The 18,960-nt window shown below is 60.5% G+C and carries 23 protein-coding genes and 2 tRNA genes; 12 read left to right on the top strand and 13 right to left on the bottom strand.

The genetic code is table 11. From position 1 onward, the window contains the following. Window position 1: 1 nt before the first annotated feature. Window positions 2–181: a hypothetical protein gene (locus EGJ09_RS26915; RefSeq protein WP_080516485.1), complete on the bottom strand. Its 180-nt coding sequence runs from the start codon at window positions 179–181 to the stop codon at window positions 2–4. 223 nt (window positions 182–404) lie between these two features. Between EGJ09_RS26915 and EGJ09_RS12630 the strand changes: the two genes are divergently transcribed. Next, complete coding sequence (locus EGJ09_RS12630) at window positions 405–1,565, top strand: GGDEF domain-containing protein (RefSeq protein WP_125924084.1); 1,161 nt, start codon at window positions 405–407, stop codon at window positions 1,563–1,565. 1 nt (window position 1,566) lies between these two features. Here EGJ09_RS12630 and EGJ09_RS12635 read toward each other — a convergent pair whose 3' ends face one another. Further along, entirely contained in the window at window positions 1,567–1,869 is a 303-nt protein-coding gene (locus EGJ09_RS12635; protein ID WP_046785718.1) for an RcnB family protein, read from the bottom strand. Between the two features lie 114 nt (window positions 1,870–1,983). Between EGJ09_RS12635 and EGJ09_RS12640 the strand changes: the two genes are divergently transcribed. Further along, the gene (locus EGJ09_RS12640) at window positions 1,984–2,334 is read left to right on the top strand and encodes a hypothetical protein (protein ID WP_125923966.1); all 351 of its coding nucleotides are present in this window, start codon (window positions 1,984–1,986) and stop codon (window positions 2,332–2,334) included. Window positions 2,335–2,426: 92 nt separating this feature from the next. Then, window positions 2,427–3,248 (top strand): bifunctional 2-polyprenyl-6-hydroxyphenol methylase/3-demethylubiquinol 3-O-methyltransferase UbiG, encoded by an 822-nt coding sequence (locus EGJ09_RS12645; protein WP_125923968.1) that lies wholly within the window; start codon window positions 2,427–2,429, stop codon window positions 3,246–3,248. Here EGJ09_RS12645 and EGJ09_RS12650 read toward each other — a convergent pair whose 3' ends face one another. The 4 genes from EGJ09_RS12650 to EGJ09_RS12665 form a co-directional block, all read right to left on the bottom strand. Beyond that, entirely contained in the window at window positions 3,249–4,016 is a 768-nt protein-coding gene (locus tag EGJ09_RS12650) for an SDR family oxidoreductase (protein ID WP_046785720.1), read from the bottom strand. It abuts the gene before it with no gap. Window positions 4,017–4,039: 23 nt separating this feature from the next. Next, window positions 4,040–5,107, bottom strand: coding sequence for a phosphotransferase family protein (locus EGJ09_RS12655; RefSeq protein ID WP_046785721.1), 1,068 nt, complete (start codon window positions 5,105–5,107; stop codon window positions 4,040–4,042). 192 nt (window positions 5,108–5,299) lie between these two features. Further along, window positions 5,300–5,617: an SCP2 sterol-binding domain-containing protein gene (locus EGJ09_RS12660; protein WP_039601984.1), complete on the bottom strand. Its 318-nt coding sequence runs from the start codon at window positions 5,615–5,617 to the stop codon at window positions 5,300–5,302. Window positions 5,618–5,673: 56 nt separating this feature from the next. After that, window positions 5,674–6,384 carry a histidine phosphatase family protein gene (locus tag EGJ09_RS12665; RefSeq protein WP_125923970.1) on the bottom strand — a complete coding sequence of 237 codons (711 nt, stop codon included), beginning with the start codon at window positions 6,382–6,384 and terminating at the stop codon, window positions 5,674–5,676. Window positions 6,385–6,580: 196 nt separating this feature from the next. On the opposite strand from EGJ09_RS12665, the gene sohB reads away from it, so the two are divergent. The 4 genes from sohB to EGJ09_RS12685 all read left to right on the top strand — a co-directional run bounded on the left by sohB (window position 6,581) and on the right by EGJ09_RS12685 (window position 10,337). Further along, window positions 6,581–7,600: a protease SohB gene (gene sohB / locus EGJ09_RS12670; RefSeq protein WP_125923972.1), complete on the top strand. Its 1,020-nt coding sequence runs from the start codon at window positions 6,581–6,583 to the stop codon at window positions 7,598–7,600. A 152-nt stretch (window positions 7,601–7,752) separates the two neighbouring features. Next, window positions 7,753–7,826 (top strand) — tRNA-Cys (locus EGJ09_RS12675). 436 nt (window positions 7,827–8,262) lie between these two features. Further along, window positions 8,263–9,255 carry a zinc-dependent alcohol dehydrogenase family protein gene (locus EGJ09_RS12680; RefSeq protein ID WP_125923974.1) on the top strand — a complete coding sequence of 331 codons (993 nt, stop codon included), beginning with the start codon at window positions 8,263–8,265 and terminating at the stop codon, window positions 9,253–9,255. A gap of 164 nt (window positions 9,256–9,419) precedes the next feature. Next, window positions 9,420–10,337: a LysR family transcriptional regulator gene (locus EGJ09_RS12685; protein WP_125923976.1), complete on the top strand. Its 918-nt coding sequence runs from the start codon at window positions 9,420–9,422 to the stop codon at window positions 10,335–10,337. Here EGJ09_RS12685 and EGJ09_RS12690 read toward each other — a convergent pair. After that, window positions 10,334–10,633: a hypothetical protein gene (locus EGJ09_RS12690; protein WP_125923978.1), complete on the bottom strand. Its 300-nt coding sequence runs from the start codon at window positions 10,631–10,633 to the stop codon at window positions 10,334–10,336. The genes EGJ09_RS12685 and EGJ09_RS12690 overlap by 4 nt on opposite strands. 227 nt (window positions 10,634–10,860) lie before the next feature. Here EGJ09_RS12690 and EGJ09_RS12695 point away from each other — a divergent pair, with 227 nt between their 5' ends. Next, window positions 10,861–11,094 (top strand): hypothetical protein, encoded by a 234-nt coding sequence (locus tag EGJ09_RS12695; RefSeq protein ID WP_046785726.1) that lies wholly within the window; start codon window positions 10,861–10,863, stop codon window positions 11,092–11,094. A 177-nt stretch (window positions 11,095–11,271) separates the two neighbouring features. Here EGJ09_RS12695 and EGJ09_RS12700 read toward each other — a convergent pair whose 3' ends face one another. After that, window positions 11,272–11,946 (bottom strand): polysaccharide lyase family 7 protein, encoded by a 675-nt coding sequence (locus EGJ09_RS12700; RefSeq protein ID WP_125923980.1) that lies wholly within the window; start codon window positions 11,944–11,946, stop codon window positions 11,272–11,274. A gap of 251 nt (window positions 11,947–12,197) precedes the next feature. Here EGJ09_RS12700 and EGJ09_RS12705 point away from each other — a divergent pair, with 251 nt between their 5' ends. Continuing rightward, a complete protein-coding gene (locus tag EGJ09_RS12705; protein WP_046785728.1) occupies window positions 12,198–12,392 on the top strand; it encodes a hypothetical protein in 195 nt (64 codons plus the stop codon). Window position 12,393: 1 nt separating this feature from the next. Here EGJ09_RS12705 and EGJ09_RS12710 read toward each other — a convergent pair whose 3' ends face one another. Together EGJ09_RS12710 and EGJ09_RS12715 are read right to left on the bottom strand one after the other, a co-directional pair. Then, window positions 12,394–12,807, bottom strand: coding sequence for a DoxX family protein (locus EGJ09_RS12710; protein WP_115274394.1), 414 nt, complete (start codon window positions 12,805–12,807; stop codon window positions 12,394–12,396). A gap of 103 nt (window positions 12,808–12,910) precedes the next feature. Continuing rightward, a tRNA-Leu gene (locus EGJ09_RS12715) sits at window positions 12,911–12,995 on the bottom strand. A gap of 301 nt (window positions 12,996–13,296) precedes the next feature. On the opposite strand from EGJ09_RS12715, the gene EGJ09_RS12720 reads away from it, so the two are divergent. From EGJ09_RS12720 to EGJ09_RS12730, 3 genes are read left to right on the top strand one after another with little or no spacing between them, the layout of a single operon-like run. After that, on the top strand, window positions 13,297–14,457 hold the full coding sequence (locus EGJ09_RS12720) for a nitrogen regulation protein NR(II) (RefSeq protein ID WP_115274395.1): 1,161 nt from the start codon (window positions 13,297–13,299) through the stop codon (window positions 14,455–14,457). Window positions 14,458–14,462: 5 nt separating this feature from the next. Next, the gene (locus tag EGJ09_RS12725) at window positions 14,463–15,908 is read left to right on the top strand and encodes an ATPase domain-containing protein (protein ID WP_115274396.1); all 1,446 of its coding nucleotides are present in this window, start codon (window positions 14,463–14,465) and stop codon (window positions 15,906–15,908) included. 11 nt (window positions 15,909–15,919) lie between these two features. Next, window positions 15,920–16,273, top strand: coding sequence for a response regulator (locus tag EGJ09_RS12730; RefSeq protein ID WP_125923981.1), 354 nt, complete (start codon window positions 15,920–15,922; stop codon window positions 16,271–16,273). Window positions 16,274–16,337: 64 nt separating this feature from the next. On the opposite strand, the gene csrA is transcribed toward EGJ09_RS12730, so the two are convergent. The 3 genes from csrA to modC form a co-directional block, all read right to left on the bottom strand. Then, window positions 16,338–16,535 carry a carbon storage regulator CsrA gene (csrA, locus tag EGJ09_RS12735; RefSeq protein ID WP_012315047.1) on the bottom strand — a complete coding sequence of 66 codons (198 nt, stop codon included), beginning with the start codon at window positions 16,533–16,535 and terminating at the stop codon, window positions 16,338–16,340. 252 nt (window positions 16,536–16,787) lie between these two features. Next, window positions 16,788–17,810 (bottom strand): DNA topoisomerase IB, encoded by a 1,023-nt coding sequence (locus EGJ09_RS12740; RefSeq protein WP_046785731.1) that lies wholly within the window; start codon window positions 17,808–17,810, stop codon window positions 16,788–16,790. Between the two features lie 57 nt (window positions 17,811–17,867). After that, complete coding sequence (gene modC, locus EGJ09_RS12745) at window positions 17,868–18,959, bottom strand: molybdenum ABC transporter ATP-binding protein (protein ID WP_046785732.1); 1,092 nt, start codon at window positions 18,957–18,959, stop codon at window positions 17,868–17,870. Window position 18,960: the final 1 nt, after the last annotated feature.

Consider the following 18,960-nt stretch of genomic DNA (forward strand, 5'->3'; position numbering starts at 1 on the left):
GTCAGCGGTAGTCGTGGTCACGGTGGCGGCGATCGTTATCGTCGCGGTCATGCCGCTGATGGTGACGGTGGTCGCGGTCGCCATCGCGCCATCCGCCGTCATCATCGTGGTAGCGATGATGGTGGCAGCCGGCAACTAACAGAAAAGCGGCAATCAGAGAAAGGCTTGCAAGGCGGGTCATCACGATATAGGTCCTTGATCCGCATAGGTTTACGGGACACTTGCTGAGACTGTGATCGATCCGTTTGGTTTCCTGGGCGGGCAATTTTTTGCCGCAGTGACGACGAGTGGCGTGCCTGCCGGCTGCTGTTCTGTCCCGCTCGGTCATGGCTCGACTGCGGCTGGGCGCTTAGACTTGGCACAGGTCGCAACGAAGACGGCCATCTGCCACACGGTGAATCATGATGATCGCCCATACACCCACGCTGTTCGCCGCCGTTGCACTGGTCGCGACCATCCTGGCGTTCTGCCTGTTGCTGGTCGGCCAGTCCAATCGCCAAGACAACCTCTGGCTTACCGCTTGCGGTTTGCTCGCCCACGCGTTGGCCTACGTTTGCTACACCGTTTATGGGCACGCCCCGCTGTGGCTCAGCTACGGGGTGGGCAACAGCCTGCTTTCACTGGCCCTGGCCTTCTATTCGGCCAGCCTGTTTCGCGTGCGCGAGCAGGCTGTGCCGTGGCGGCAGGTCTTCATCATTCCCGCCTGCATGCTGGTGGGCCTGATGCTGCTGCTCGACACCGTGGAGCCGCGCATGCTGCTGGCGACGCTGGTGCTGATGCTGCAGTGCACGTTGATCCTGTACTGGGTGCGGCGCCACGTCGAACGGCCGGGCAGGGCGCACCTGTTGCTGCAGATTGGCGCCATTGTCAGCCTGGTCGGGCTGGGCATGCGTGCGCTTGCAGTGGTCAATGGCACGGCCGTGGAAATGCGCTACGACACCAGCAACCTCAAGCAGAGCATTTCCGTCGCCATCGGTACGGTAACGGTGATGATGTACTCCATCGGCCTGGTGCTGATGGCCAAGGAGCGCAGCGAATCACGCCTTAAGCACCTGGCCTTGCGCGATGTGCTGACGGGTACCTACAACCGGCGGGCGATTCTGGAGCGCTTTGCCTGCGAGCTGGACCGCGCCCGTGGCGAACGCAGCAGCTTGGCCGTGGCGATGATCGACCTCGACCATTTCAAGCGTATCAATGACCTGTATGGGCACTTGGCCGGTGACGAGGTGTTGTGCCATTGCGTGCGTCAGTTGGAGCAGCGCCTGCGCAACGGCGACAGTCTTGGCCGCTATGGGGGGGAGGAGTTTCTGCTGCTGTTGCCACGCACCGATCGTGACGGCGCGATGGCAGCCTTGCAGGGCCTGAGGGAGGCCATTGCCCTCAGCCCGGCGCACTTTGCCGGTGACCAGATCACGCTGCGCTTCAGCGTGGGGCTGTGGTGCGGCGTGCCTGGCCCGCACGACACTACCGCGAGCCTGCTCGCCCAGGCTGACGCGGCGCTGTATCAGGCCAAGGCAGCCGGGCGCAACACGGTGCACATGGCGGCGTTGACCGCTGCCGGTTGAGTCAGGACGCCGGGTGTATGGCCAGCACAACGCCATTGGTGATCTGCACCAGCACATAGTGGTCGCCCATGCGTACCCAGTGGCTTTCTTTCTCCGGTGCTGGCAGGCCCTTGGCCTTCCAGTCGGTCAAGGCTTCTTCGTCGCGTTTGTACTGGTCGGGGGCCTTGTCGCCCACTTTGAGTTCGCGGTTGTGAGTTTCTGGTGCGGTAACGCTCTCTTCAGCCGAGGGTGCGGCTGACGCCATCATTGGCAGGCAGGGCAGGGCGGCGAGTAGCAGTGAAGGCAAAAGACGAGGTACTTTCATGACAATCTCCTGTTGGCGGCATGCCTTATCTGCGACAACAGCCCCCGTGTGACAATTCACTCGCAATGCTGCGCAGTGCTAGAGTCGCTTTCTTTTTTGCCCCGAGGATGGAACATGCGAGCAATTCTGCCGATGGCTGCGGCGCTGGTATTGGTCGGTTGCGCTTCTGCAACCATGGATACGGCCCGTGGCGGCAAGCCGACTGCACAGCTCGACTCGCAAAAGGCGCCGGAGCGGGTGGCCCAATGCATCCAGTTCAGTTGGCAGAAGGAGGATGTGTTCGGGGACGACGCCAGTGGCTACCTGGAGCCGCGCAAGCAAGGTGGGCTGACGGTGTATACCCGCGAAGCGGAGTCATTCGTGGATGTCTACCCGCAGGCGGGTGGCACGCGGGTGGATTACTACGCGCAGAAGAACGACGGCGTGGCGTTGCAGCGGCGGGCGGCGGCGGCCACCTGCCTGTAACGCTTGGAGCTATTGGGGGCTTTGCCGGCGCCTCGCTGGCAAGCCCGCCAAGGGGCCGGGGACCGCAACTCAAATAACAAGGACGTACAATCATGGACCGATCGCATCAACTCAACCACGCCAGCTGGGATGAGCGCGCGCCGCTGCATGCCGCCTCGAAGGACTACGAGGTCGAGCTGCTGGTCCAGCAGCCCGCGCACCTTTCCGAGACCGTACGCTTCGACTTGCCACGCCTTGGCGATATTCGAGGCCTGCGCACAGCTCATCTGCAATGCCATATCGGCACCGACACCTTGTCGCTGGCGCGGTTAGGCGCGCTGGTCTGCGGCCTGGACTATTCGGCAGCTTCGCTGATGCAGGCGCGGCGCCTTGCCGGGCGTTGCAATACGGCCATCGACTACGTAGAAGCCGATGTCTATCAGGCCGATCAGGCACTGCAGGCAGGCACCTTCGACCTGGTCTACACCGGTATCGGTGCATTGTGCTGGCTACCGCGCATCGAGCCTTGGGCCCGTGCAGTGGCGGCCTTGCTCAAACCTGGCGGACGGCTGTTTCTGCGCGATGGGCACCCGATGCTGATGGCCGTCAATGAAGACCACCAGGACCGGCTGCAACTGGAGTATCCCTACTTCGAACAAGAAGCACCGACGGTTTGGCACAGCGACCAGACCTACGTCGACAGCGATCAACGCCTCACCCAGACCGAAACCCATGAGTGGAACCATGGCCTGGGTGAAGTCATCAGTGCCTTGCTGGCGCAAGGGCTGCAACTGACGGCCTTGGTCGAGCACCAGAGCATCCCCTGGGAGGCGTTACCCGGGCAGATGGACAAAGGCGCCGACGGCGAATGGCGCCTGCACCTGCAGCCCGAGCGCTTGCCGCTGAGTTACACCCTGCAGGCGATCAAGGCTTGATCAGGACAGGTAACCACCGTCGACATTGAGTGCGGTGCCGGTGGTGTAGCTGGAGGCATCGCTGGCCAGGTACAGCACGGCGCCGGCCATTTCCTTGGGGTCGGCCACGCGTTTGAGCGGGATCTGCTGCAGTGCGGCGTTGAGGATTGCATCGTTTTTCACCAGCGCCGACGCGAATTTGGTGTCGGTCAGGCCCGGCAGCAAGGCATTGCAGCGGATGCCGAATTGCGCGCATTCCTTGGCGAAGACCTTGGTCATGTTGATCACCGCTGCCTTGGTCACCGAGTAGATACCTTGGAAGTGGCCCGGTGAAACCCCATTGATCGACGCCACGTTGATGATGCTGCCAGCGCCGTTTTCACGCATCAGCTTGCCGGCTTCGACCGACATGAAGAAATAGCCGCGGATATTGACGTCGACGGTCTTCTGGAACGCACCTGCGTCGGTGTCCAGCACATTGCAGAACTGCGGGTTGGTGGCGGCGTTGTTGACCAGCACGTCCAGGCGCCCGAACTGTTCGCGGATACTGGCGAACACCTGCTGGATCTGTTCCAGTTCACCGATGTGGCAGGCCACTGCAGTGGCCTTGCCGCCTGCGGCGATGATCGCATCGGCCACCTGCTGACAGCCCTCCAGCTTGCGGCTGGAAACGATCACATGGGCGCCTTGCTGGGCCAGCAGGTGCGCGATGGCTTCGCCAATGCCACGGCTGGCGCCGGAGACGAAAGCGATCTTGCCATCGAGGTCGAACAGGTGGGTCTTGGACATGCTGTTTTCCTTGTTGTCTGTCGTCAGAGCGTGGACTTGGCCATTACCTGCAAGCTCATCTGCTCCAGCAGCCGGTTCATGTGGATGAACTGGGCGAAGCGCTTGTCCTGGGTCTGGCCGTGGTAGAAGCGGTAGTAGATCTGCTGCACGATGCCCGCCAGGCGGAACAGCCCATAGCAATAGTAGTAATCGAAGTTGTCCAGGCGTATGCCCGCACGCTCGGCGTAGTAATCGACGAACTGGCGGCGGGTCAGCATGCCGGGGGCATTGCTCGGCTGGCGTCGCATCAATTGCACCGGCGCCGGGTCGCCTGCCTCGATCCAGTAGGCCAGGCTGTTGCCCAGGTCCATCAGTGGGTCGCCGATCGTGGCCATCTCCCAGTCCAGCACGCCAATGATGCGCATGGGGTTTTCAGCATCGAGGATCACGTTATCGAAGCGGTAGTCGTTGTGCACGATGCCTGGGCGAGGGTGGTCGGCCGGCATCTTTTCACGCAGCCAGGCAATGACCTGCTCCCAGCGCGGCGCATCGGGTGTCAGGGCCTTTTCGTAGCGGCCGGTCCAGCCTTCGATCTGGCGCTGCACGTAGCCTTCAGGCTTGCCCAGGTCGGCGAGGCCGCAGCTTTGGTAGTCGACCTGGTGCAGCTCTACCAGGCGGTCGATAAAGCTTTTGCACAGGGCCTCGGTACGGGTGGCATCCAGGTTCAGTTCGGCGGGAATGTCCGAACGCAGGATGATGCCGTTTACCCGCTCCATTACATAGAACTCGCCGCCGATCAGGGTTTCATCGGTGCAGTGGGTGTAGGCCTTGGGGCAGTAAGGGAAGCCGCTGTTGAGCTGGTTGAGGATGCGGAACTCCCGGCCCATGTCGTGGGCCGACTTGGCTTTCTGGCCAAAAGGCGGGCGCCGCAGCACGAACTCACGGCCTGGGTAAGCGACCAGGTAGGTCAGGTTGGAAGCCCCCCCGGGGAACTGGCTGATGCGCGGTGCGCCTTCAAGGCCCGCGATATTGGCCTTGAGGTAAGGGTCGATGACGGCCGCGTCGAGTTCTTCGCCGGGGCGTACCTGGGTGGACTGGTCGGTGAGCGTCATGCGTTTACCTTATTATCGATCGCAAGGATTATTGGCTAATCTAATGGCCTCGATGCGCTGGTACAAGCGTGCCAGATGCCATATAGGTTTGGGTGTTGCCGGCCGATCACTGCACCGAATGCACACTGGCGGGCAAAAAAAAACCGAAGCCGGTCAGGCTTCGGTTTTCGTCTCGCGCGGTGCGCCCATCACTCAGGAAGGGAACAGCTCGCTGAGCTTCATCGACAGCATCATGTCGCCTTCAACGCGCAGCTTGCCGCCCATGAACGCCTGCATGCCGTCGGTCTCGCCACTGACGATGCCTTTGAGGGTTTCGCTGTCCATGACCAGGGTGCAGTTGGCGTCCGGGTTCTCGCCTTCCTGCAGGTCGCAGGTGCCGTCCTTGACGATCAGGGCGTATTTCTTGCCTTCGTCGGTGATGTCGAAGCCGAACACCAGGTCAAGGCCTTCGGCTGCAGACGGATTGAACTTCTCTTGCATCTTTTTCACGGCATCAGCTACGGAGGTCATGGCGCATTCCTTATTGAGTGATTTCACGTCCCTAACAGGGACACAACAGGCCGGGCTCATCTATAGGTAATGAGCTCCGGCACCTTCAACAGCTGCACATGGGCCTGGTTGTTGAAGGAAGCCAGTGCCACGTCACGGCCGCGGAACTTCAGCTGGCTGAGCGACGTGTTGATGATCTGCCAGTTCAGCGCGAAGGCCTGGCTGGGGGTAATTCCGGTAGTCAGGTGAAGCAGGGCGGCAATGGTGCCGCCCGAGGTGAACACCGCGATATTGTCGCCGCTGCCGGCGCTGTCCAGCACACGTTGCAAACCACCCTGGACTCGCGTGGTGAACGCCTGCCAGGTTTCCAGGCCGTCGTCGGCATGTTCGCCCGCGTGCCAGCGCTGCACCATCAGGGCGAACAGACGCTGGAATTCGCTGCGGTTCTGCGCGCCATTGCGCAGGATGTGCAGGGCCTGCGGCTCTTCGGTCAGCAGGCCGGGCAGCAGGGCACGGATAACACCGTCGGCATCGAACTCATTGAACGCAGGGTCGGTCTCAATGGCGGGCACTGCGCAGCCATTACCCTGCAGTGCCTGCAGTGCCAGCCGCGCAGTGTCTTGCTGGCGGCGCAGGTCACCCGCCACGCATCGGTCCAGGCGCAGGTCCAGCCGGGCGAGGTGTTCACCCAGTGCCTGGCTTTGCCGCACACCCACCGGCGACAGGACGTCATAGTCGTCGGCACCGAATGAGGCTTGGCCATGTCGGATGAGGTAGAGGTTGCCCACGAAGGTATCCGGCCGCTTGAAGGTTGCTGCGAGGTTAGGATGCGCCACACGGGCTGTCAACGAAAAACATACAAGCGTTTGAAAAGGTCGTTTGAACTGTGTTGCCAGCGTTTACCGCAGCTGGCAGCGCCACGGACGCACCGGTATGCTTGCTACAGTTTCGCGCCGTACAGGCGCAGGTTCATAAGGAGTCAACGTGGAGTTTCTTGCCGAATACGCAAGCTTTCTCGCTAAAACCGCCACCCTGGTGATTGCCATCCTGGTGGTGCTGTCTGCCATCGCCGGCTTGCGCGGCAAGGGGCGGCGCAAGGCTGGCGGGCAGTTGCAGGTCACCCGTCTCAACGAGTTCTATAAAGAGCTGCGCGAGCGGCTGGAATCCGGCTTGCTCGACAAGGCCCAGCTCAAAGCCCTGCGCAAGCAGCAGGCCAAAGCGGAAAAACAGCAGAAAAAAGGCAAGGCCGAAGAGAAGGACCGGGTGTTCGTGCTCGACTTCGATGGCGACATCAAGGCGTCCGCCACCGAAAGCCTGCGCAACGAAATCACGGCACTGCTGACCCTCGCCACGCCACGTGACGAAGTGGTGCTGCGCCTGGAAAGCGGTGGCGGCCTGGTACACAGCTACGGCCTTGCGGCCTCGCAACTGGCGCGTATCCGCCAGGCCGGCATCCCGCTGACCGTGTGCATCGACAAGGTGGCCGCCAGCGGTGGTTACATGATGGCCTGTATCGGCGAGAAAATCGTCAGTGCGCCGTTTGCCGTGCTCGGTTCGATCGGCGTGGTCGCGCAGTTGCCGAACGTCAACCGTCTGCTGAAAAAGCACAATATCGATTTCGAAGTGCTGACTGCCGGCGAGTACAAGCGCACCCTGACCGTGTTCGGCGAGAACACCGAGAAGGGGCGCGAGAAGTTCCAGGAAGACCTGGACATCACCCACCAGCTGTTCAAGGACTTCGTCGCCCGCTACCGCCCGCAGTTGCACATCGACGAAGTAGCCACCGGCGAAGTCTGGCTGGGTGTTGCCGCGCTAAACCGCAAGCTGGTGGACCAGTTGCAGACCAGCGACGAGTACCTCAGCGAGCGTGCTCGCAACGCTAACCTGTTCCATGTGCACTATGCCGAACGCAAAAGCTTGCAGGAGCGAATCGGCATGGCGGCGAGCGGTGCGTTGGAGAACGCCGTGGTGGGGTTGTGGAGCAAACTTGGCCGCTTGCGCTAACACCTTGAACCCCTTGAATATTTTTTCTGTTCAGGGGGTTGCAAGGTTGGCGGAATGCAGACATAATGGCGCCCATCGAAACGCAGCAAACTTTGAAAAAGGTTCTACGTTTCAAGGAGATAGAAGCGCAAGCAACTAGATCCGAACTTTGAGGCCGAGTAGCAAAGTGGTTATGCTCCGGATTGCAAATCCGTCTACGCCGGTTCGATTCCGACCTCGGCCTCCACATTCGAAAGCCCCGCAGATTAACGTCTGCGGGGTTTTTCTTTGCGCGCTAGAAAACCTGATCGTTTCCGCATCACAAGGCATCGTTTGCGCATCAGACCGTTACTTGGTTGGGCTGACCACCTCGCTGACGCGACGATAAACTCGCTTGGTGATCTTCTCATTCGCAGGCCCGGAGCCGTCGGTGATGAGCCGAGAGTCGCGCACGCCCTGGAGCTTGCGGCGTTCAAGCAGTGTTTCAATGAGCAGGTCACGGCCGGTCGGCTCACTTTCGATGCGCCCTGCGCGCCCTTTCTATTCGCTGACCGGCCAGGGATTGGTTCTTGTTGAGTACCAATTTATGAGCCGAACAGCTCTCTATCCCAGGCAAGCGGGTGGGTAGCATGGGCGCGACTTCCAGAAGGAACCGTTATCCCTAGCCGTTAATGAGGTGTGCCATGCCCAAGGTCGTTCACTTTCACCGTACCGGTGACGCTGATGTTCTGATTCTCGATGAAGTCGCTGTACCCGCGCCGAAAAGCGGCGAGGTTCAGATCGAAGTAAAAGCTATCGGCTTGAACCGTGCGGAAATCATGTACCGCACTGGGCAGTACGTGATTGATCCGCAGTTCCCGGCGAAGCTCGGCTATGAAGCGGCCGGGATTGTCCGCGCGGTTGGTAGTGACGTCAGCGACGTTGTTCCAGGTGATGTAGTTAGCGTCGTGCCGTCGTTCTCATTCGCTGATTACGGCATGTATGGCGAGGTGGTCAATGCGCCCGCGCATGCTGTCGTCAAGCATCCGTCCAACCTCAGCTTCGTGGAGGCAGCGGCCAGCTGGATGATGTTTGTCACTGCATACGGCGCCCTGGTTGAGTACGGCAATCTAAAGGCTGGCGAAACCGTGCTCATCCCGGCTGCGTCGAGCAGTGTCGGCCTGGCAGCGATCCAGATCGCCAACATGCTAGGCGCCATCCCGGTGGCCCTTACTCGCACAAGTGCCAAGCGCCAGGCGTTGCTGGATGTTGGTGCAAAATATGTAATCGCCACCCAGGAATCGGATTTGATTGCCGAGGTGGCCGCGATCACCGAGGGCGAAGGCGCGCGTATTGTTTTCGACCCCGTTGGTGGCCCCGAGGCAACCAAGTTGATCAAATCCATGGCCAATACCGGGATCTTCTTCCAGTACGGCGCTCTCGATCATCGCGATATCCCGGTTCCGGTCTTCGACATTCTTGGCAAACACCTGACCGTGCGCGGCTACGAGCTGTTCGAAATCACCACAGATATTCAAAAGCTGGCCAATGCCAAGGCATTCGTTGGCAAAGGCTTGGCAGGTGGTCAGCTCAAGCCCGTCATCGACCAGGTCTTCCCGCTCAATGAAATTGCGGCAGCACACCGCCGAATGGAGTCGAATGCGCAGATCGGCAAGATCGTCGTCGTGGTTGACTGAATAGCATCCTGCGGCCGTCAGCCAGGCTGCGGTATGCCATCGCTGCTTGCTACCAAGCAGTGATGGCATATTTTGTTTTGGTGTATGAGAGAGGCGCCTGGCTTCGCTATCGTCCTTAGTGCAGAGTACGTCTGGCCCAATGCACAGGTAACTGGAAGATCGCGATGAACCTGATCGAAGCCATGCAAATGTTCGTGGCAGTTGTTGAGCATGGCAGCTATACCAAAGCGGCCGAGGCGCTCAATGTGCATCGCCCGGCACTCTCCAAGCTCATCCAGAATCTTGAGCACGAATTGGGCGTTCAGCTGTTACACCGCACCACGCGCAGGGTGAACACTACGCCCGCTGGCGATGAGTTCTATGAACGAAGCCTGAAATTACTCGCTGAGCTAGCGGACACGCTGGACTGGTTTTCGCCGACCCGCCCGCCGCGAGGCAAGCTCAGGATCGACATGCAGACCGTACTCGGCCAGGCGGTGATAATCCCGCGATTGCCCGAGTTCATGGATCGCTACCCTGGCCTGGAAATATCTCTGGCAACCTCTGACAATCTGAACGACCTTATCGCGCAAGGCATCGATTGTTCCGTGCGGCTCGGTGATCTGGATGATTCGAGCCTGGTTGCCAAACGTATCGGCGAGGTTGCTTTGGTGACCTGCGCGGCTCCCGCCTACGTACAGAAACATGGTTTACCCGGCACGCTGGATGATTTACAGGCGCACCTGGCAGTCAACTTCATGGTTGAGCAGCGCCGCCAGATCATGCCTTGGCGATTCAGGGGCAACGGTAAAATGATCAGTGTAAAGATGCGCAGCGCCATCGTCGTCGACAATGCCGGGGCGTTACTCTGCTGCGCGCTGGCGGGGATCGGGATGGTGCAGGGGTTGCGCCCGGCGTTGCAGCGATACATCGATAGCGGGCGCCTGGTGGAGGCTCTGCCGGATGTTCCAGTCGAGCCGAAGACCGTTTCCGTGCTGTTTCCGGATCGCCGGCGCCTGTCCCCCAATGTGCGCGTATTTGTCGAGTGGGTAAGTGCGTTATTCCAAGAGGAAAGGGATTCTCCGATCAGGTCAGCACGCTAGACGAGGGCAAAATCAGTTACGCAGCCCTTTGCGTCGATTGCCACCGTAAGTACCTGAGGGTCGCTCAGGCCCAGGGCCCCCTCCGTGTAGACAAACACCCACCTGAGCAATCTCAGGTCACCCAGGCTCTCGCAATTCTCATATGGGCCAAGCAGCACCTCTAGTTCGCCTGATGTGGATTGCCCGCAAACGATGTATTTCAGTTGCTCCTCAATCCGGGTAGCGCTGATGCTGAAATGCTCAAGCAGCATCTTGTGCTCCAGAGCGGTCATCAGGCGATTTGAATCCGTTTGCATCGTCTCAATACACTCCATGACCAGATCGTAGGTTTGTAGGGCAATTGCCAGTCGGAGTGGATTTTACCCATGGAATGTACTGATTAGTACAAAAAGTTGACCAAGGGTCGTGCGTGAGCTTGTTGGGCGCTGCGGCGCCCGATTGTCTGAAAGTCGGCTGCATCCCTCAGCAGGGTGGCTTGATCAACAAGCACCCGCTACGGTGAGGTAATGAAGGAGATGCGGACATGGCAGATAAATATGTCGGAAAAATCATCGGTGTCGGCACGGACAACGTGCGGTACGTGATCAACATTTATCAAGATGAAACCGTTGAGCGCTCGCCGCACGGCATGGTTCGGCATGAGGGTTTGAAGCATTTCGAAATGCAGGCTGGGGGGGATGTGAAAAAGATTTCTGAAACAGAGTACGAGGTTTTGGCTACGGGTGTGAGGGTGACCGTTCTTGACGCTCCGGTCTGAGCCCCGTCAGTAGCTTTTTGGCGCGCGAGCCCGGCCAGTCGTGCGACCCCCAAGGCACCAGAAAAAGAAAACCCGCCAACAAGTGGCGGGCCTAAAGAACGTACGAAGCAATGTCAGTGTGCCTATGCACTTGTCATAAATTCGTGAAGAGCTTGTTCGCAGCCTGTCATGGCTGGCTCACTCATGGCTCAGCTCAAGTACGCTGATTACGCACACCGAGGCATCCTCTGCCGGCGTGTCATCGCTGTAGTCCACCTGGTTGTAGACGCCGCCGTGAAAATTCAGCGTCTGCGTCGCCCAGGATGGCGCCAGTTGCAGTGCGGTCGTAGTGCCGCTGCGGCCATTGCTGCTTGCACTGACCATGCAAGCGCCACTTTCGCTCACCTCGATGCTCACATCGAAACGCGTACCTAGCGGCACCTCGGCCAGCACGGTGCTGTTGACTGGCGTGGCCTGGTTAAAATCTGAACGAAAGCCGACAGTGATTTTGCCCTTGTTCCAGAACACCTTGATTGGCGGGCTGTTATTGTCTTTCACATGCAACTGGGCAATTACCACCTTTCGCGCCAGATTTACCTTCTCCAGGGTCATTGTCTGGTGATTGCGGTGGCGCGCTGCGCTGCCCAGTGACCAATACACGGCTTCTTTCCATTCGCAGCGTGTGCGGTGGGTGCTCTTGCTGGAAGCACCCTTGGTCGGCGCGGTCATGCGTATCGAGCCGTCACTCTGGCGTGCAACGACGTGGGTCAGGCTAGCCAATGCCTGTGCGCCAGTGACTTCCAAGGCAACCGGGTTGGAGGCGGATTTCGGCACCGGAGTGGTAATGATGAGACTGTCGATGTTTACTGCCATGAGATTTCTCCTTGAAAATTCCGGGTCCTGCAAGGTTTGCGAGCGTGGCAGGTGGGGGAGAAGTTCCATCGAAGAAGTCTGTCACTGATGAAGGGCAGTGCAAAAAAAGCCCGCCATTAAGGCGGGCAAGTCACGTTTGAAGGGAGAGCTTGCAGGATGAAGGCTACCGGTTAAGTCAGCATTAACCCCCCATCCATTGACCATGCCACCCGATGCGCTTATACAGGCGTGCCACTTTCCCAGGAGCGATCATGCGCGACGAAGACGACCTGCACGAGCCCGAACACGATCACCTGCTCGACCACGAATTCCTCTACGACGGCTTCGAACCCGAAGCGGACGCTCAGGGTGCCGAGGATGAAGTCGAGCAGGATGATGCGTTGCTGGATGACCTCGATGACGACGAGTGCGACCACCCAGCCTGGCACGACGACCTGGACGACTGACTCAGCGCCCGTCCAGCGAGAAGCGCCCCGGGCCGCTCACCGCCAGGAGCAGCAAGCCGCCAACAATGCTCAGGTTTTTTAGGAACTGGGTCATGTTGGCGGCCCGTTCAGGGTCGACCATGTTCCAGAATGGATGTCCGATCAGCGCGGTGCCCAGCACGAACAGGGCGAACAGGAAGGCCAGCGGGCGGGTGTAGAAGCCGAGGATCAGGATGATGGCGACGAAGAACTCCATGATCACGGCGATCGCTGCGGCAACCATGGGCGCGGGGGCGCCCAGCGAGGTCATGTAGCCGACCGTGCCATCGAAGCCGGTCAGCTTCGCCCAGCCGGAAATGACGAAGAGGATCATCAATAGCACACGGGCGATCAGGATGATCACGTCGCGTTGGCCAGCGAACAGGGAGTAGCGCATGGTGGCATTCCAGAGGATGCAGACAAGCTCCACTTTAGCAGTTGCATGGCGAATTTCCGCCGGGCAGCAAAAAGGCGCCGCAAGGGCGCCTTTCCTGGAAGTATGGTGCGAGTGGCGGGACTCGAACCCGCAAGGCTCACGCCGACAGATTTTAAGTCTGCTGTGTATACCAATTCCACCACACTCGCACGCTTGATGCCGGCACGCTTCTAAGCAGAAGGCCCTGGCAATCAAGCGCGCTTTATAACCCATTGTTATAGTTGAGTCAACTATAGCGCCTATGATCTAAGAAGTGGGGTGGCTTTGGCACAGGCGATTGACACCTTACTGTCATTAGGCCACTGTGCCGTTCCTGACTGGATCCAATGAGTGCTGCATCCATGTCCCAAGCCTGTCCTCACCGTGCTGACGGGTGCATCGTCCGCCCATGCTTGGGGGCTACTCTGGCCGAACTCATTGCCGCCCAACCGCTGTGCCTGTGGAGTTTGCATGGTTTCAGCCGACTGCATCGCCTCGCCTGTTATGACCGCCAACCGCTACGAGCAGTTGGTGCAGGCTGTGGTGGACTATGCCATCTACATGCTCGACCCCTCTGGCCATGTGGTGTCGTGGAATGCAGGCGCCGAGCGGATCAAGGGTTACCGTGCTGACGAAGTTATAGGCCGGCATTTCTCGCTGTTCTTCACCCCCCAGGACTGCGCCGAAGGGCGTCCTGACTATTTGCTCAAGCAAGCCCTTGAACTGGGCGTGGCGCAGGATGAGGGCTGGCGGGTACGCAAGGACGGTACTCAATTCTGGGCGTTGGCCGCCCTCGATGTGATCCGCGATGATCTGGGGCACATCATTGGCCTGGCCAAGGTCACGCGCGATATTACAGACCGGCGCGAATCGGCACTGCAACTGGACGCCATCCGCGCCCAACTGTTCCAGGCGCAAAAGCTCGAGGCGCTGGGCCAGTTGACCGGTGGGTTGGCGCATGATTTCAACAACCTGCTCACTATCATCATGAGTTCGGCCAAGTTGGCACTCAATAGCCAGGACCCGGCGCGTGTGCAGCGTATGCTGGAGCACATCGTGGATGCGGGCCGGCGTGGTACCCAGCTGACTCAGCAACTGCTGACGTTCGCTCGGCATCGGCAGATGGATGTCACGATGGTCGCACCCGCCACTGTGCTGGCTTCGACGCGCAGTTTGCTGGAGCACGCCTTGCCGAGCGATGTCGAGTTGCAGGAGCACCTGCAACCTGACTTGCCCGTGATCGAAGTGGATGCCGGGCAGTTACAGATGGTATTGCTCAATTTGCTGTTCAATGCCCGCGATGCAATTGGCGAGCGGGGTGCGATCTGCATTGCGCTTGATGCTGTGGTGCTGACGGGCGAAGTGGACGGGCTGCACGGCCCGTTCGTGTGCTTTGAAGTGCGCGACACCGGTGCTGGCATCGACCCCCAAGTACTGCCACGCATCTTCGAGCCATTTTTCACCACCAAGCCTTTTGGCAAGGGTACAGGCCTTGGGCTCAGTCAGGCCTACGGCTTTGCCAAGCAAAGCAACGGCGCAATCACTGTGCAGAGCACGGTCGGCAAGGGCACCTGCATACGCCTTTACCTGCCGACGTCGGAGCGCGCTGCGGCCCCTCAACTCCACAGGTAATCCTCATGGTTCAGGCACTCAAGCGGCTGTTGACGGGGATCGAAGGGCTCGACGCCCTACTCAAGGGCGGCCTGGTCGCAGGTGGCTCATATATCGTTCAGGGGCCGCCTGGCGCCGGCAAGACCATTCTCGCCAACCAATTGGCCTGTGGTCATGTGCGCAACGGCGGCCGAGTATTGGTTGCCACCTTGCTCAGCGAGTCCCATGAACGGCTTTTTCAGTACCTGGCGACCTTGAGGTTCTTCGACTCGACGCTGATCGGTGACCAGGTCCAATTCGTCAGCGCCTTCGATACCCTTGAACAAGAGGGGCTCGATGCGGTGGTCAAATTGCTCCGCCAGGAAATCGGCCGGCAGCAAGCCAGCCTGCTGATCGTTGACGGCGTGCTCAACGCCCGGGTCCGCGCGGAAACGGCACTGGACACCAAGAAGTTCGTTTCCGAATTGCAGGGGCATGCCGCTTTTGCCGGCTGTACCGTGCTGCTGCTGACCAGTGCCCGGCTCGATGAAGGCAGCCCCGAGCACACCATGGTCGATGGCGTGATCGAACTGGGCGAACAACTGCTGGGCAGCCGCGCCGTGCGCCATGTGCAACTGCGCAAAACGCGGGGTAGTGGGGCGCTGTCCGGGCGCCATGAATGCCTGATCGACGAGGCCGGGATCCATGTGTATCCGCGCCTGGAGGCGCTGTACAGCCACCCCAGCCAGCTGGGCTCGGCCACGCTGAGCCAGGTGACCACGGGCGTATCCACGCTGGATGAAATGCTGGGGGGCGGGCTGGCCAGTGGCTCGGTCAGTTTGTTGATGGGCCCCTCGGGCGTTGGCAAGACGTCACTGGGCCTGGCCTTTCTTGGCGCAGCAACTGCCCAGAGCCCCGCGCTGCATTTTGGCTTCTATGAAACACCTGCAAGGTTACGCCTGAAGGCCACCTCCTTGGGTTACGATTTCGCCGCGCTGGAACGGCAAGGTGCTTTGCAACTGAGCTGGCAGCCGACTACCGAGGGTTTGCTCGACCAGGTTGGTGCGCGCCTGCTGGAACAAGTTCAGCAGCAGGGCAGCAAGCGTGTCCTGATAGACAGCCTGGGCGCATTCAGCCGCCTGGCAACTGATCCTGCACGGCTCAACGCGTTCTTCCGCGCCTTGACTGGCGAGCTGCGCGCACGCGATATCAGCGTCATGCTCACCTGGGAGATGCGCGACCTCTTCGGCTCGGAAATCACCGCCCCGGCCCCCGACCTGTCGAGCATCGTCGATAACCTCTTGCTGATGCGTTTTGTCGAACTGGATTCGCAACTGCGGCGCATGTTGTCTGTGCTCAAGGTGCGTGACAGCCATCACGACCCCGCGCTGCATGAGTTGCGTATCGGGCCGCAGGGCATCCACCTGGACAAGACTTTCGAGGGCTCATCCGGTGTGCTCTCGGGTACTCCGGTGCCCCAAGGCAGCGGGTGAAGGGCCTGCTGATGAACACTATCCTGATCGTCGATGACGAATATCTGATCGCCGATATCCTGGGCTTTGCCCTGGAGGACGAAGGCTTTTTGGTGGAAAAGGCGAGCAATGGGCGCAAGGCCCTGGAAGCGTTGCAGGAAAAACGCGTGGATCTGGTGATCACCGATTACATGATGCCGGTGCTCAACGGCGAAGAGCTGGTGCTGGCGATCCGCAAAGAGTTGCAGCTGCCCGACCTGCCCGTGATCCTCATGAGCGGCGCGCAGGCCAGCCAGGGACGCCCGGAGCTGTTCGCTGCGGCGTTCGACAAACCGTTCGACGTGGAAAAGTTGATCGCCAAAGTGCGCGAGCTGCTTGGCGCCTGAGGCTCGGGCTGCGGTGTGTGTACCCAATCGATCAAGCGCGTCCGTGCGGCTTGAAGTGTCGCAATCAGTGTTGGTCGTCGTGCTTTTCCGGGGCCGGGCTGCCGGCCTGGATACGCTTGAAGATTTCTTCCCGGTGCACCTGGACATCCTTTGGTGCATCGATGCCAATCCTCACCTGCATCCCCTTCACGCCCAGAATGGTGACTTTGATGTCATCGTTGATGACGATGCTTTCGCCAACCTTACGGGTGAGTATCAGCATGTAGTTCTCCTTGGTGATATCAAAATCCACCCGGCAAGTGCCGCAGTGGTGGGAGCCTGTCCCTCTTCCTTCTCATTAAAGACGCTTTCGGCGGATATTAATTCCCCGTCAGACAAATTCTGTTGTGTGTCTTTAGTTGCAGGTGCCGTTGTAAAACGCGGTAAGCGTCCCGGCGAAGGTGCTCGGTGGCAAGGATAGGGGGCTTCGGCCTTAATGGGAAATTTCTCTGCATGATTGCAGGCATAGGCTCGCTCAATTGGCTTGCGCTTGCTCCAGTGCCTGCAGAAACAACAGCAACGCTACCTCTTCGGGATCAAGGCCTTTGCGCACACGGCTGCCAGGCAGCTCTGCCAGGCGCCCCAAGGCGTAATGCTCCAGCACGGCAGGGTGGATGTAGCAGCGCCTGCACACGGCTGGGGTATTGCCCAGGCGCGCGGCCACCTGCTTGACGATACTCGCAACCTGGCGCTTTGCCTCGCTCTCGGGCTCCCAGGCCAGCGGCCTGAGCAGGCTCAGCGCCAGGCTGCTACCTGCCCAGGTGCGGTAATCCTTGGCAGTGAAATCGGCCCCGGTCAGTTGTTGCAGGAACTGGTTGATCTCACTGGACCCAATGCTGTGCCGCTGGCCTTCTTCGTCCAGATACTGGAACAGCGCCTGCCCCGGCAGCTCCATGCAGCGTTTGAGCAGGTTGGCCAGGCGTCGGTCGCGCAGGGTGACATTGTGTTCCACGCCGCGCTTGCCGCGGAACTGGAAGCGGATGGTGCTGCCCTCGACCTTGACGTGGCGGTTGCGTAGCGTGGTCAGGCCGTAGGATTTGTTGTCGCGCAGGTAGCGCTCGTTGCCGATGCGGATCAGTGTGTGGTCCAGCAGACTGACCACCAGTGCCATTACCTTTTCCCGGTCCAGCCCCGGGCGCGCCAGGTGTGTCTCCAGCTGTGCGCGAAGCTTGGGCAATGCCTGGGCAAAAGCCAGCATGCGCCCATATTTGTGTTGATCGCGCAGCTCGCGCCACTGGGCGTGGTAGCGGTACTGCTTGCGGCCACGCGCATCGCGCCCTGTGGCTTGCAGGTGGCCTTGCGGGTCGGCGCAGATCCACACGTCGGTGTAGGCCGGCGGGATCACCAGGGCGGCGATGCGCGCCAGCGTTTCACTGTCGCGCACACGTTGGCCTTGGGCATCCAAATAGATGAAACGGTCACGCCAGCGGCGCCGGCTCAGGCCGGGCTGGCTATCGTCAACGTAATGCAGGCTGGCGGGCAAGTTGCAGTCAGGCATGGGCGGCAGGCCTCGTTCAGGTCACTGATCAATGGACAGCGGCCGTGCGAGCGATGCTCAGCCCAATAGCGCTACCGACTTTATTTGCGCAAACAAAGCCTGCCCCGGGTGCAGGCCGAGCTGGTCCGCCGAGAAGCGGGTGATGCGCGCCAGCAGGGCATTGCCGCCGGCATCCAGGCTTACCAGCACATGCGCCGGGTTATCCGCCGGGTGCACTTCGCGTACGCGCACCGCCAGCCGGTTGAGGATGCTGGAGGTACCATCTGCCGTTAGCGTGAGGCTGACGTCGCGGGCCTGAACCTTCACGCGCAAGGCGCTGCCCATGCTGTGTGCCGGGTGGGCAATGCGTAGTAAAGGCGCTTCGTGGCCAGCCAGGCGCAGGTCCAGCAGGCCGTACTGCGGGTCGTGGCCAACCACAAGGCCCTCGAACACCACGCCGGCATCGTCGCCCTGGGCCAGCGACAGGTCCAGGCGCGCGAGCGTCTGGCCAATCGGGCCACTGGCCGTGGCCTTGCCTTGCTCCAGCAGCACCAGGTGATCGGCCAACCGCGCCACTTCATCCTGGGCATGGCTGACGTACACCAGCGGGATGTCCAGTTCCTCGTGCAGGCGCTCCAGGTAGGGCAGGATCTCGCGCTTGCGCGGCCCGTCCAGTGCGGCCAGGGGCTCATCCATCAATAACAGGCGCGGGCTGCTGAGCAGCGCCCGGGCGATACCCACACGCTGGGCCTCGCCGCCGGACAGGGTCGCGGGCCTGCGCTCGAGCAGGTGGCCGATGCCCAGCAGCTGGCAGGCCTGGTCGAGGCTGACCTTGCGCTGGCCTGGTGCAATTCGCCGCCAGCCGAATTCCAGGTTGCCGCGCACCGACAAGTGCGGGAACAGGCTGGCCTCCTGGAACACGTAGCCGACCGGGCGCAGGTGCGGCGCCAGGAAGTGGCCACGTGTGCTGTCTTCCCAGACTTCACCGTTGACCTCGATGTACGCGCTCGCAGCCCGTTCCAGCCCGGCCAGGCAGCGCAGGCACGAGGTTTTGCCCGAGCCGGAATGGCCGAACAGCGCGCTGATGCCGCGCCCTGGCAGTTGCAGGTCGACATCCAGGGTGAAGTCGTCACGCGCAAGCTTGAGACGCGCCACAATCGATCCGGTCATT

Source organism: Pseudomonas sp. p106, assembly GCF_003936645.1.
GTDB classification, from domain to species: Bacteria; Pseudomonadota; Gammaproteobacteria; order Pseudomonadales; family Pseudomonadaceae; genus Aquipseudomonas; species Aquipseudomonas putida_E.